The following is a 12,216-nucleotide window of genomic DNA, read 5'->3' as shown; positions in this document are numbered from 1 at the left end:
CTCAGACGAGGTCGCGCCAGTCCACCTCTTCGTCGTCGCTGAGCGCCAGCGTGCCGGTGACGACGGGGAGGCCCATCGTCTCGGTCGGCGGCCCCATGATGGTGGCCTCGTCGCGCCGGTGGCGGAGCACGTCGTTGATGTAGCTCGTCAGCACCTCCGCGAGGGCCACAGAGCGTCCCTGCGCCTGCGACAGGTACCAGCGGTGCTCCAGCACCTGGTGGAACACCTCGGCCGGCTCCAGCTTGGCGCGCAGGTCGTAGGGGATGGCTCGCACGACGGGCTCGAAGACGCGCGTGAGCCACTCGTGCGCGTACATCTCCTCGTCCGCCCACTGCTTGGTGGAGCGGGCACGGAACTCGTCGAGGTCGTTGAGGAGCCGCCGGGCCTGGTTCTCCTCGACGTCGAGACCAGTGAGACGGATGAGCCGGCGCTGGTGGTGCCCGGCATCGACGACCTTCGGCTGGATCTCCACCACGGTGCCGTCGGCGGTCGTCGACATCGACATCTCGTCGATGTCGAAGCCGAGGGCGTTGAGCCGCTCGACGCGTTCCGTGATGCGCCAGGTCTCGGCGGCGGAGAACGATTCCTGCGCGGTGAGCTCGGCCCACAGCGATCGGTAGGACGACACGATGCCGTCCGCGATGGCGACGGCGTCGACGCCGTGCTCCAGGCGACCGCCCGCGGCGAGGTCCATGATCTCGCCGGCGATGTTCGTGCGCGCGAGGTCCAGGTCGTAGGCGCGCTGTCCGTCCGTCAGGCCCTCCTCGTGCAGCTCTCCGGTCTCCGCGTCGACGAGGTACGCCGCGAAGGCTCCGGCATCCCGGCGGAACAGGGTGTTGGAGAGCGAGACGTCGCCCCAGTAGAAGCCGACGTTGTGCAGGCGCACGAGCAGCAGCGCCAGCGCGTCGACGAGGCGGGTGGCCGTGTCCGGACGGAGCACCCGGGTGAACAGCGCCCGATAGGGCATCGAGAAGCGCAGATGCGAGGAGACCAGTGCCGCGGGGAGCGGCGCCCCCGACGCGTCGGTGCGCCCCGCGATGACCGCGACACGTTCCACGCACGGTACGTCGAGGCGCGCGAGGTTGCCGAGCATCTCATACTCACGCCGCGCCATCTCGGTCGTCGTCTCCTTGACGGCCACGACGCGACCCGAGAGGTCGGCGAAGCGGACGAGGTGGCGCGAGAGGCCCTTGGGGAGGGAGACGATGTGCTCGGACGGCCACTTCTCCAGAGGCGTCGACCAGGGCAGAGCGAGCAGACCGGGGTCGACCGTCTTGGCCGTGATCCGGAGGGATTCCTGCATGGGGGCTCCTGAGGGTGCCGGGGAAACGACGCGGCGCGGGCGACCGAAGTCAGCCCGCGCCGCGGTGGAGGTGTCCGATCAGGCCGAGACGACCGGCTTGTCGTTCAGGCGGTCGCCGGACTCGAGGTCGAAGGCGTGCACGTGGCCCGGGTTCGCGGCGAGGGTGACGGTCTCCCCGGCGTTCGGGTGGTTGCGGCCGTCGACGCGGGCGACCAGGTCGGTGCGCTTGCCGTTGATCTCCGTGTGGCCGTACAGGTAGCCGTCGGCGCCGAGCTCCTCGACGAGGTCGACGACGACCGACAGGCCCTGGCCGTCGGCCGGGCCGACGGTGATGTCCTCGGGGCGGACGCCGACCGTGACCTGCGAACCGTTGGCGCGGCCCACGGTGTCGCGGTCGAGCGGGACGATCTCGGTGCCGAAGCGCACGCCGCCGTCGGCCAGGTCGGCCGAGAACAGGTTCATCGCGGGCGAGCCGATGAAGCCGGCGACGAAGACGTTCTCCGGCTTCTCGTACAGGTCGCGCGGCGAGCCGACCTGCTGGAGCAGACCGTCCTTGAGCACGGCGATGCGGTCGCCCATGGTGAGCGCCTCGGTCTGGTCGTGCGTGACGTAGACCGTGGTGACGCCGAGACGACGCTGCAGCGAGGCGATCTGCGTGCGGGTCTGGACACGGAGCTTCGCGTCGAGGTTCGACAGCGGCTCGTCCATGAGGAAGACCTGGGGCTGACGGACGATCGCGCGACCCATGGCGACACGCTGACGCTGACCACCGGAGAGGGCCTTCGGCTTGCGGGTGAGGTACTGCTCCAGGTCGAGGAGCTTCGCGGCCTCGAGGACCCGCGCGGCGCGCTCCTCCTTGCCGACGCCGGCGATCTTGAGCGCGAAGCCCATGTTCTCGGCGACGGTCATGTGCGGGTACAGCGCGTAGTTCTGGAACACCATCGCGATGTCGCGGTCCTTCGGCGGCACGTCGGTGACGTCGCGGTCGCCGATGAGGATGCGGCCGGAGTTGACCTCTTCGAGGCCGGCGAGCATGCGGAGGGAGGTGGACTTACCGCAACCGGAGGGACCGACCAGGACGAGGAACTCGCCGTCTCCCACCTCGAGGTTGAGCTTGTCGACAGCCGGACGGGTGCCGCCGGGGTACAGGCGGGTGGCCTCGTCGAAAGTCACAGATGCCATCGTGTTTCTCCTTCACCGGCAGGTACGTGCCGGACGATCCGTAGTGAATGAAGCGGCGGAGCGACCCGCCGTGACCCTTCATCGGGTCGGAATCAGTATGGCACGAACCCTCGCACCTGGGTATTTCTCAGCCTCACTGGTTAGCATCGAACCCGGCCGTGCGCAGCGGCGATCACCGCCCGACGGTGGTCGGGGCCAACCCGGACCCCCTGAGACTCAAGAGGAACGATGTCGAGCGACGAAACGCCGAACGTCCCCGCCCCTCGCACTTCGCGCGAGGCCGTGCGGGAGAAGGCACAGAAGGTGCACGCCCAGCAGTCGCGGGCGCGTCTCATGCGACGGATCATCATCGGTGCGGTCGCGATCATCGCGGTCGGCGCGATCGGGACCGCCGTGACGCTCGCCGTGACCTCGCAGACGTCCAAGCCGCAGCTCAGCCCGACCGGCATGGAGGCCGACGGCGTCGTGGTGACCGACATCGCGTCCGCGGCGATCGCCGGTACCGCTTCCCCCACGCCGGACCCCGAGCCCAGCGAGGCCGGCACCAGCGAGACGCCGTCGCCCGAGCCGTCGGCGGCAGGTGCTGTCGAGGTCCACGTGTACGTCGACTACCTCTCGCCCGACGCGGGCAAGTTCGAGCGCGCCAACGCCCGGCTGCTCGCGCAGTGGATCGAGGACGGTGCCGCGACCGTCAGCTACCACCCGGTCGCTCTCCTCACCGCCAGCTCCAACGGCACCAAGTACTCGCTGCGTTCCGCCGCGGCCGCCGCCTGCGTGGCGACGCACTCGCCGGACCAGTTCTACGCGTTCAACCACGACCTCCTCGACGACCAGCCCGATGTGGGCAGCGACGGGATGTCCGACGAGGAGCTCGCCAATCTCGCGGGCGCCGTCGGCGTGGACAACGCCAAGACCGTGCGCTCCTGCATCCAGGACGGCGACTACGTCAGCTGGGCGAAGGAGGCGACGACCCGCGCGCTCGAGGGGCCGCTCCCCGGCTCCGACGACCTCGTGCTCACCGCCGCCCCGATGATCGTCGTCAACGGCGAGGCCTACGTCGGCGCGCTGGACGACCCGCAGGAGCTGTCGACGTTCGTCATGTCGGTCGCCAGCGAGGCCTACTACGAGTCGGCGACTCCAACGCCGACCCCGACAGCCACCTCGGCGCCGGCGCAGTAGTCCGTCGCACGCGCCCGCCATCGCTAAGCTGTGATGGCATCCGCCGACTTGGCGCAATTGGTAGCGCACCGTACTTGTAATACGGGGGTTACGGGTTCGAGTCCCGTAGTCGGCTCCACACATGAAGGCCCGCGTCTCCTTGGAAACACGGGAGATGCGGGCCTTTCTCGTGTCTAGGCCAGGAGCGCTGCCCACTTCACCGGCACCCACGGCCCCAGCGCTAGGCTCTGCGCATGAGCGAACCCGCGGACGAGCCCGGCCCGTCGCTGATCCAGCAGCGGCTCGCACTGCAGCGACGGAGGACGTGGGCGATCGTGCTCGCCGTGTTCTGGACGGTGAGCGCCGCCTGGTGGCTGAGCTCTGGTCTTCTGACGGACGCGCGCGCCCTCGATGTGATGCGAGTGGCCGTCGGGACGGTGAGCATGGTGTTGGCGATCGCGTACGTGCTCACGGTGAGGCGCGCGCTGCGGGACATCCGAGACTTCGAAGCGCGACACGGAGCGGACGCGGGCCGCCAGTGGTTGGCGGGTGCTCCGTGACGTCCGACCGCTCGCATATCGCGTATAACTTCGGAGGGTGTTATGTTACTGGGGTGCAGGTGGTCGGCACCCCGCCCCGGCCACCTGCGCATCTTCGTGTTCCGCTTCCGGGAATGTTCGCGCCGCTCGTCGCGGTTGTCTCGAACATGACCCGCATCGGCTCCAGTGACCTCGACGTCTTCCCCCTCGCCCTCGGCGGCAACGTGTTCGGCTGGACGGCCGACCGTGACGCCTCCTTCGCCGTCCTCGACGCCTTCGTCGATGGGGGTGGCGACTTCATCGACACGGCGGACTCCTACAGCGCATGGGTTGCCGGCAACGAGGGCGGCGAGAGCGAGACGATCATCGGTGCGTGGCTCGCGTCGCGGCGGCCCCAGGGGGTCGTCGTCGCGACCAAGGTCAGCCAGCATCCGGCCTTCCGCGGTCTGTCGGCCGGCAACGTCCGTCGGGCGGCCGAAGCGTCGCTCGCTCGCCTCGGAGTGGACGAGATCGACCTCTACTACGCGCACTTCGACGACGAGTCCGTGCCGCTGGAGGAGACGGTCGAGGCGTTCGGCGCCCTCGTCACGGACGGGCTCGTGCGGCACGTGGCGGTGTCGAACTACACGGCCGACCGCATCCGTCAGTGGATCGACATCGCGGACCGACTCGGCGTCGCGCGTCCCGTCGCCATTCAGCCGCACTACAACCTCGTGCACCGCAACGACGTCGAGGACACCATCATCCCCGTCGCCGAGGAGTTCGGGCTGAGCCTCGTGCCGTACTACGCGCTGGCGAGCGGCTTCCTCACGGGCAAGTACCGCTCGACGGACGCCGGGGGAGAGGGATCTCCGCGGGCCGCCGGCGCCGCGAAGTACGCCACCGAGGCAGGGCTGCGGATCATCGACGCCCTCGACGAGATCGGCGGAGCGCACGGCGCCTCGGTCGCCGCGACGGCCCTGGCCTGGCTGCGTGCGCAGCCGACCGTGGTCGCGCCCATCGCGAGTGCCCGGACGGTGGATCAGGTGCCGGATCTGCTCGCCGGTGCGCGGCTGGAGCTTTCGCCCGAAGAGGTCGAGCGCCTGAATCGCGTCTCGGCCTGGACACCGCCGCAGGGCTGACCCGCTCTCACCGACCGACGAGGCCGAGCCGGTGCGCGAGGATCACGGCGTGGATCCGGTCGCGTGCCCCGAGCTTCGCCAGGATCCGCCCGACGTGCGTCTTGACGGTGGACTCGCCGACGTAGAGAGTCGTCGCGATCTCGGCGTTGGTGAGCCCCCGGCCGATCGCGACGAACACCTCGCGCTCGCGTTCCGTCAGGGACCGGTACCCGGCATCCGCGACCTCGTCGACAGCGACGGTCCCGAGCTGCGTGCCGACGTGCTCCAGCAGCACGCGGGTGATCCTCGGCGCCAAGGCGGCGTCCCCGCGATGCACGGCACGGACGGCGGAGAGCATCTCCTGGCGCTGCGCATCCTTGAGCAGGAACCCGCTGGCTCCGGCGCGGATCGCACCGAAGGCATACTCGTCGAGATCGAAGGTCGTGAGGACGAGCACTTTCGTCTCGGGGTGGGCGCCGACGATGGCCGTCGTCGCCGCGATCCCGTCGAGCTCCGGCATGCGGATGTCCATGAGCACGAGGTCGGGGGCGAGCGCGGCGCTCTGCGCGATCGCCGCCTTCCCGTCCCCCGCCTCTCCGATCACGACGATGTCGGGCTCCGCCTCCAGGACCATGCGGAACCCCAGACGGATCAGCTCCTGATCGTCGACCAGGAGCACACGGATGGGCGATGTCATGTGTTCCCCTCCCCGCGCGGCGACACGGCCGGCGCCTCGGACGATGTCGGCAGGACGGCGCGCAGGAGCCAGCGGCCCGCACCGTCCGGCCGTGACTCCAGTGTGCCGCGGACGTGAGCGGCGCGTTCCAGGAGACCCCGGAGGCCGAAGCCCCCTTCTCCGGGAGTGCCTGCGACACCGTCGTTGACGATCTCGATGACCACGGTACCGGGCGCGTACTCCAGGCGCACGGACACGGTCGAAGCGGTCGGCGCATGCCGCATCGCGTTCGTCAGTCCCTCCTGCACGATCCGGCCGAGCGCATGGGCGACATCGGACGACACCTCCGCCTGGCCCGCTGTGGCGAGGGTGACCGGATACCCGGTCCGCTGCGCGGCCGCGACCGTCTCCTGCGGAGAGGCGGGCGAGACCGGCGCGAGCAGGAGCGGGGCGTCGTCATCCCGCAGCACGCCGAGCATCGCCCGCATCTGGGTGAGCGCGCTGCGGGCGGTATCCGCCGCAGAGGTGGCCGCCGCGCGTGCCTGTTCGCGGTCCGGAGTGGCGGCCGCGCCCTCGGACAGTGCCACGACCACGGTCAGGGAGTGCGACACGATGTCGTGCATCTCCCGCGCGATCCGTGCCCGCTCCGCCGCCGCGGCGAGCTGCGCCTGCTGGTCCCGCTCCACGAGGAGCTGTCGCGAGCGGTCGATGACAGCGTCGAGATACCGCTTCCGACTCCCGACGTTCGCGCCGATCAGAGTGCCGATGAGACCGAGCACGACCGTGCCGAGCAGGGCGTTGACCGCCTCTTGCAATGTGAAGATGCCCGCCCAGAGGAGAAGCCCGGCTCCCGAGGCGCTGGCTGCGACGCCGATGCCGAAAGCGGTCCACGCGGCACGGGTGGAGCGGTAGACGGCGAGGGAGTAGCCGGCGAACAGCAGCAGCGGGCTGCTCCCCGGCAGCGCGGTGAACAGGAGGAAGACGTCGAGCAGGATCGCCGCGATCGCGGGGAGCCAGGGCTTCCGTCGGCGCCAGAGCAGGGTGGCGGAGGCCACGACCACGCAGAGCGGCAGCAGGGCGGCGAGCACGAGCCCGACGGGGCCGCGGTCGGCATCGTCGATGCGCGCGGCGGGTGTGATCGTGAGGACGATGCAGAGCAGGGCGAGCAGGACGTCGGCGAGGACGGGATGGCGCGCCCAGAAACGCCGGAACACGCCGGGAGGACGAGGGAGCCGCAGCCCCCCGTCCTCCCGGACCGTGTCCGTTCCGCGTCGCTTCGCCGGCACCCGGTCTCCTACGCGTCCCGCGTGCGGAGGACCGCCCACGCGGCCAGCAGACCGCCGACCACCCAGCAGCCGAGGGTGAGGAAGGCGACCGGCGCATCCAGCGTCGCGGTGTCACCCGGCAGGATCGCGTTCTGCGCGGCGGCGACCGGCAGGTAGGCCGACGCGTCGATGACCCAGGCCCAGGCCTCTCCCGCCATCGAGAAGAAGCTCGCGACGATCGGAAGCACGAACAGCAGACCGACGGTCGCCGCGATCGCTCCGGCGCCCGAGCGCAGGATGAAGCCGAAGGCCACGCCGATCAGCGCGAAGACGGCCATGGCGAGCGAGGCGACGACGATCGGCAGGACGGAGGTCGCGGGGTCCGTCCAGTCGATGCCCTGCTCCCGTCCTGCGACCACGGCGGACACAGCGACCGCGGCGACGCCGAAGATGACCAGCGACGACAGGAAGAGGAAGGCCGCGAGCACGAGCGACTTCGCCAGCAGCACGGACCCGCGGATCGGGTCGGCCGTCAGCGTCGAGCGGATCATGCCCGTGGAGTACTCGCCGGTCACCGAGATCGCTCCGATGATGCCGGCGAGCAGCATCGTGAACTGGATCGGCATGACGACGGCCTGGATCGGGTCGAAGCCGGGGGCGTCGATCGCTTGAGCGATGAGGACGGCGATGCCGATCGTGAGCGCGGCGGCGATCGCGATGGACCACCAGGTGGACCGGAGGGTGATGAGCTTGATCGCCTCACCGCGCACGGCGCGCGGGAAGGTGAGGCGCCGGCCCGAGTCGGTGGCGGGGGGCGCGACGGCCGGAGTCGTCACGGCGGGGGCGGCGGTCATGAGAGCTCCTTCGTGCGGTACTCGACGGCGTCGCCGGTGAGGGCGAGGTAGGCCTCTTCGAGGGATCCGGTGGTCGGGGTGAGTTCGTGCAGCGGAATGCCGCGCTCCGCGGCGAGGTCGCCGATGCGGGCTGCCGGGAGCCCTGCGATGTCGAGCAGATCGGGAGCCGCGCTGACGATCTCCACGTCCGGACCGCCCACAGCGGCCACGAGGTCGGTCGGGCGGGGTGTCCGCACGCGGACGCGGTTGGTCGTCCAGGAGCGGACGAGCTCCGCGAGCGGGGCGTCGGCGAGGACCTTGCCCCGTCCCATCACGATGACGTGGTCCGCGGTCTGCGCCATCTCGCTCATGAGGTGGCTGGAGAGCAGGACCGTCCGTCCCTCGGAGGCGGCATGCCGGACGAACTGCCGCACCCAGCGGACGCCCTCCGGGTCGAGGCCGTTGACCGGCTCGTCGAGGATGAGGGTGTGCGGATCGCCGAGCAGCGCGGAGGCGATCCCCAGTCGCTGCCCCATGCCGAGCGAGAACTTCCCGGCGCGCTTGCGGGCGACCGCGCCGATGCCGGCGAGCTCGATGACCTCGTCGACACGGGAGGTCGGGATGCCGTGCGTGGCTGCCATCGCGCGGAGGTGATCCCGCGCTGTCCGACCGGTGTGCACGGCCTTGGCATCGAGGAGCACGCCGACCTCGGTAAGCGGGGCGCGGAGCTTGCGATACTCCTGGCCGGCCACGGTGGCCCGGCCCGCCGTCGGACGGTCCAGCCCGACGATCATGCGCATGGTCGTCGACTTCCCTGCGCCGTTCGGTCCGAGGAAGCCGGTGACGCTCCCCGGCTGCACGGTGAAGGACACGCCGTCGACGGCGGTCTTGTCCCCGAATCTCTTGGTGAGGCCTTCTGCGGTGATCATGGGCACCACGCTACGGATCATCGGGCCGGCGCGCGTCCTCCTGCAGGACGATTCCCTGATGCGGTGCGCTCGTCCTCCAGGAGGACGGCACCGTGGAGGACAGGTGCGCGCGGAGGCTCCGATAGTGTCGACAGGTGACCCCCGCCCGCCGCATCCCTGCTCCTCTGGCGCTCGGGGGAGCCGTCGCGATCGGAGTCATGACCGCGATCCAGGCGCGCATCAACGGGGTCCTGGGCGTGCGCGTCGACAACGGCATCGTCGCCGGCTTCCTCTCCTTCGCGGTAGGACTCGTGGCCCTCGCCGTGGTCATCTCCTTCCTGCCTTCGGCGCGACGTGGTGCCCTGCGCCTCGGGCGCGGCATCCGCGATCGGAGCATCCCGTTCTGGATGCTCCTCGGGGGAGCCTGCGGCGCTCTCACCGTGTCCACCCAGGGTCTGACGGCGGGGATCCTCGGCGTCTCCCTCTTCACGGTGGGTGTCGTGGCAGGGCAGACCCTGCACGGCCTCGTCCTCGACCGCATCGGCTTCGGGCCGGCCGGTGTCGTGGCCGTCACCCCCGGTCGGGTGATGGGCGGGGTGTTGGCGCTCGCCGCGGTCGGGATCTCCCTCTCGGGCGACGTGCTGGCGACCGCTCCGCTGTGGATGCTCCTGCTGCCCTTCGCCGCGGGTGTCGGCATCGCCTGGCAGGCGGCGACGAACGGGCGGCTGGCTCAACGCGTGCAGTCGCCGATCGCCGCCACGCTCATGAGCTTCATCGCCGGCACCCTGGTGCTCGCGGTCGCCGCCGGCATCAGCGTCGCCGTGCGGGGATGGCCGGCCGCGCTGCCGACCGAGCCCTGGCTCTACCTCGGCGGCTTCCTGGGGGCGGGTTACATCCTGCTCGGCGCGTTCATCGTCGCGCACACCGGCGTGCTGCTGATGGGGTTGGGTTCGGTGCTCGGGCAGCTCGTCACGTCCGTCGTGATCGACCTGCTCTGGCCGGCGCAGGCGGGACCGGCGCTGTGGCAGGTGGTCGCGATGGTGATCGTGGCGGTCGGCTCGGTGCTGGTCGCGGTGCCCTGGCGACGCCGCCGGCTCTAGGAGCGGGTCTTCTTGGCGGCCTTCTTGGCCTTCTTCTTCTCTTTCTTCTTCGCCCTCTTGCGGGCCTTCTTCTCGGCCTTCTCGGCCTTCTGCTTCTCGGCCTCCCGTGCGGCCGCCTCAGCAGCGGCCCGCGCCTCCGGCGAGAGTCTCGGCGGTCGGGTCAGGAGCGCGCGGGCGTCGACGGTCTTGCGGCGGCCCGGGCTCTTGCCCTCGGGTTTCGCCCCGACGTAGAGCCAACCGAGAAGCTCCTCGTCCGGCCCCAGCCCGTGCATGCGCGCGACCGGTTCCGAGCGCGTGTACTGGCCGGTGCGCCAGATGACGCCCCATCCCGCCTCGTCGAGCAGCAGGCTCAGGACGTGGGCGACGCCGGAGGCCACCGCCTCCTGTTCCCAGCGTGGCACCTTCTCGCTCGCCCGGTAGCTCACGACCACGGCGATGAGGAGCGGGGCCCGCAGCGGTTTCGCCGACGGCTCGGCGTCCCCCTGCGCCTCCGCGATCGCGGCGCCGAGCGCCTCGCGGTCCTGGCCGCGCAGCTCGATCAGCCGCCAGGGGCGCAGGGACGAGTGATCGGCGACGCGACCGGCGGCGCCGATGAGCGTCACCAGCTCCTCGCGTCCCGGGGCGGTGTCCCCGACCTTCGACCAGGACTGCCGTGCGCGGACGGCGTCGAGGGCGCTCACGACTCGTCGGGCGTGAAGTTCAGCGCGATCGAGTTCATGCAGTAGCGGTCACCGGTGGGGGTGCCGAAGCCGTCCGGGAAGACGTGGCCGAGGTGCGAACCGCAGGAGGCGCAGCGGACCTCGGTGCGGACCATGCCGAGGCTGTCGTCCTCGAGCAGCTCGACGGCGTCCGGCCGGACCGACTCGTAGAAGCTCGGCCAGCCGCAGCCGGAATCGAACTTCGTGCCGCTCTTGAAGAGCTCGGCGCCGCAGGCGCCGCAGGTGTAGACTCCGGCGCGCTCCTCATCGAGCAGCTCGCCGGTCCACGCCCGCTCGGTCGCCGCCTGGCGCAGCACGGCGTACTGCTCTTCGCCGAGCTCGTCGCGCCACTCGTCTTCGGTCTTGTTCACGCTGTAGGGCATCGTGTCCTCCTGAGTCCTCTCCATTCTCCCTTGTGCAGGGCCCTCATGGCGCTCCCCGTCAGAATGGACGCATGAAGGATGCCGTGCAGGAGCGCTATGCCCGATTCGCGGCCGTGGAGGCTCCGGGGCGCAGTGCGCTGTACGGGGAGTGGGCGGCCGGGGTCGCCGAAGACGACGAGATCAGCGAGGTTCTGCTGCGGATTCCCGCCACCCGTCGCCAGCCTCCGCTCGTGTTCGCCGTGTCCCGCCTGCTCGGCGCCGGTCACGGTCCGTACCGCGAGTGGCGTCGGTTCGTCCTGACCAATGCCTCTCGACTCGTCGAGGAATGCACGAGCCGCGCCCTGCAGACCAACGAGCCCCTCCGCACCGCGGCACTGCTGCCGGTGCTCTCCGAGATCGAGGGCCCGATCGCGCTGCTGGAGGTCGGCGCCTCCGCCGGCCTCTGCCTCTATCCCGATCGCTACTCATACCGTTTCATCGACGACGGCGGGTCCGTTCGTCGCGCGCTCGACCCCCTCGACGGTCCCTCCACCGTGGTGCTGGAGAGCACCGTCACCGGCGACCTCCCCCCGCTGCGCATGCCGGAGGTGGTGTGGCGCGCCGGGATCGACCTCGCCCCGCTGGACGCCGCCGACGAAGAGGATCGGCGCTGGCTGCGGGCGCTCGTGTGGCCGGGAGAGGAGGGGAGGGAGCAGCGCATCACCGCCGCGCTCGACATCGCGGCCGCCGAGCCGCCGCTTCTCGTCGCCGGAGACGCAGCCGCCCATCTGGAGGAGCTGGCAGGATCCGCGCCGGCGCATGCCACGCTGGTGATCACGACCCCCGGGGTTCTCGTGCACATCCCCCGGGAGCAGCGGGAGGCGCTGATCGAGACGATCGCGACGCTGCCCGCGCGCTGGGTCACGATCGACCCGCCCGCTCTCCTCGAGGTCTGGGACCCACCGGTCGTCGCGGAGGCCTGGCCCGGATTCGTCGTCGCGCTCGACGGGCGGGTGCGCGCCGCTGCCGACCCGCTCGGCGCCCGGTGGGAGTGGCGCGCGGGCGATCCGTCGACCACGACCTAATCTGAGG

General features: G+C 70.8%; 13 protein-coding genes and 1 tRNA gene. 6 read left to right on the top strand and 8 right to left on the bottom strand.

Features of this window, described 5'->3' with window-relative positions:
* Window position 1: 1 nt before the first annotated feature.
* Both BK819_RS08860 and BK819_RS08855 read right to left on the bottom strand, forming a co-directional pair.
* On the bottom strand, window positions 2-1,303 hold the full coding sequence (locus BK819_RS08860) for a DUF4032 domain-containing protein (RefSeq protein WP_071328835.1): 1,302 nt from the start codon (window positions 1,301-1,303) through the stop codon (window positions 2-4).
* A gap of 78 nt (window positions 1,304-1,381) precedes the next feature.
* Window positions 1,382-2,485, bottom strand: a complete 1,104-nt coding sequence (locus BK819_RS08855; protein WP_060921924.1) for an ABC transporter ATP-binding protein — start codon at window positions 2,483-2,485, stop codon at window positions 1,382-1,384.
* Between the two features lie 228 nt (window positions 2,486-2,713).
* Between BK819_RS08855 and BK819_RS08850 the strand changes: the two genes are divergently transcribed.
* From BK819_RS08850 to BK819_RS08835, 4 genes are all read left to right on the top strand, one after another.
* The gene (locus tag BK819_RS08850) at window positions 2,714-3,664 is read left to right on the top strand and encodes a thioredoxin domain-containing protein (RefSeq protein WP_071328834.1); all 951 of its coding nucleotides are present in this window, start codon (window positions 2,714-2,716) and stop codon (window positions 3,662-3,664) included.
* Between the two features lie 42 nt (window positions 3,665-3,706).
* Window positions 3,707-3,782 (top strand) — tRNA-Thr (locus BK819_RS08845).
* A gap of 115 nt (window positions 3,783-3,897) precedes the next feature.
* Entirely contained in the window at window positions 3,898-4,203 is a 306-nt protein-coding gene (locus BK819_RS08840) for a hypothetical protein (protein WP_071328833.1), read from the top strand.
* A 146-nt stretch (window positions 4,204-4,349) separates the two neighbouring features.
* On the top strand, window positions 4,350-5,303 hold the full coding sequence (locus BK819_RS08835) for an aldo/keto reductase (protein WP_071329119.1): 954 nt from the start codon (window positions 4,350-4,352) through the stop codon (window positions 5,301-5,303).
* Between the two features lie 7 nt (window positions 5,304-5,310).
* Here BK819_RS08835 and BK819_RS08830 read toward each other — a convergent pair whose 3' ends face one another.
* From BK819_RS08830 to BK819_RS08815, 4 genes are read right to left on the bottom strand one after another with little or no spacing between them, the layout of a single operon-like run.
* The gene (locus BK819_RS08830; protein WP_071328832.1) at window positions 5,311-5,979 is read right to left on the bottom strand and encodes a response regulator transcription factor; all 669 of its coding nucleotides are present in this window, start codon (window positions 5,977-5,979) and stop codon (window positions 5,311-5,313) included.
* Window positions 5,976-7,244: a sensor histidine kinase gene (locus tag BK819_RS08825; RefSeq protein WP_256209426.1), complete on the bottom strand. Its 1,269-nt coding sequence runs from the start codon at window positions 7,242-7,244 to the stop codon at window positions 5,976-5,978. The genes BK819_RS08830 and BK819_RS08825 overlap by 4 nt, the downstream gene beginning before the upstream one ends.
* 8 nt (window positions 7,245-7,252) lie before the next feature.
* A complete protein-coding gene (locus BK819_RS08820) occupies window positions 7,253-8,077 on the bottom strand; it encodes an ABC transporter permease (RefSeq protein WP_083391728.1) in 825 nt (274 codons plus the stop codon).
* Window positions 8,074-8,985, bottom strand: a complete 912-nt coding sequence (locus BK819_RS08815) for an ABC transporter ATP-binding protein (protein ID WP_071329116.1) — start codon at window positions 8,983-8,985, stop codon at window positions 8,074-8,076. Before BK819_RS08815 ends, BK819_RS08820 begins: the two co-directional genes overlap by 4 nt.
* A 164-nt stretch (window positions 8,986-9,149) precedes the next feature.
* Between BK819_RS08815 and BK819_RS08810 the strand changes: the two genes are divergently transcribed.
* Complete coding sequence (locus BK819_RS08810) at window positions 9,150-10,064, top strand: DMT family transporter (RefSeq protein WP_071329115.1); 915 nt, start codon at window positions 9,150-9,152, stop codon at window positions 10,062-10,064.
* Here BK819_RS08810 and BK819_RS08805 read toward each other — a convergent pair.
* A complete protein-coding gene (locus BK819_RS08805; protein ID WP_083391727.1) occupies window positions 10,061-10,744 on the bottom strand; it encodes a nitroreductase family protein in 684 nt (227 codons plus the stop codon). The genes BK819_RS08810 and BK819_RS08805 overlap by 4 nt on opposite strands.
* Entirely contained in the window at window positions 10,741-11,145 is a 405-nt protein-coding gene (msrB, locus tag BK819_RS08800; protein ID WP_071328831.1) for a peptide-methionine (R)-S-oxide reductase MsrB, read from the bottom strand. The genes BK819_RS08805 and msrB overlap by 4 nt, the downstream gene beginning before the upstream one ends.
* Window positions 11,146-11,216: 71 nt before the next feature.
* On the opposite strand from msrB, the gene BK819_RS08795 reads away from it, so the two are divergent.
* Window positions 11,217-12,209 (top strand): DUF2332 domain-containing protein, encoded by a 993-nt coding sequence (locus BK819_RS08795; protein WP_071328830.1) that lies wholly within the window; start codon window positions 11,217-11,219, stop codon window positions 12,207-12,209.
* The last annotated feature ends 7 nt before the right edge of the window (window positions 12,210-12,216 follow it).

It is taken from the genome of Microbacterium sp. LCT-H2 (assembly GCF_001866135.1).
Classification (GTDB): Bacteria; Actinomycetota; Actinomycetes; order Actinomycetales; family Microbacteriaceae; genus Microbacterium.
The sequence above is the reverse complement of the archived record's forward strand: the minus strand, read 5'-3'. Positions and strand labels throughout refer to the sequence as shown.

Excerpts from the sequence above, each read along its gene's own strand:
- BK819_RS08820 (WP_083391728.1), bottom strand. The coding sequence starts at position 8,077 with ATGACCGCCGCCCCCGCCGTGACGACTCCGGCCGTCGCGCCCCCCGCC.
- BK819_RS08835 (WP_071329119.1), top strand. The coding sequence starts at position 4,350 with ATGACCCGCATCGGCTCCAGTGACCTCGACGTCTTCCCCCTCGCCCTC.
- BK819_RS08860 (WP_071328835.1), bottom strand. The coding sequence starts at position 1,303 with ATGCAGGAATCCCTCCGGATCACGGCCAAGACGGTCGACCCCGGTCTG.
- BK819_RS08850 (WP_071328834.1), top strand. The coding sequence starts at position 2,714 with ATGTCGAGCGACGAAACGCCGAACGTCCCCGCCCCTCGCACTTCGCGC.
- BK819_RS08855 (WP_060921924.1), bottom strand. The coding sequence starts at position 2,485 with ATGGCATCTGTGACTTTCGACGAGGCCACCCGCCTGTACCCCGGCGGC.
- BK819_RS08840 (WP_071328833.1), top strand. The coding sequence starts at position 3,898 with ATGAGCGAACCCGCGGACGAGCCCGGCCCGTCGCTGATCCAGCAGCGG.
- BK819_RS08795 (WP_071328830.1), top strand. The coding sequence starts at position 11,217 with ATGAAGGATGCCGTGCAGGAGCGCTATGCCCGATTCGCGGCCGTGGAG.
- msrB (WP_071328831.1), bottom strand. The coding sequence starts at position 11,145 with ATGCCCTACAGCGTGAACAAGACCGAAGACGAGTGGCGCGACGAGCTC.
- BK819_RS08815 (WP_071329116.1), bottom strand. The coding sequence starts at position 8,985 with ATGATCACCGCAGAAGGCCTCACCAAGAGATTCGGGGACAAGACCGCC.
- BK819_RS08830 (WP_071328832.1), bottom strand. The coding sequence starts at position 5,979 with ATGACATCGCCCATCCGTGTGCTCCTGGTCGACGATCAGGAGCTGATC.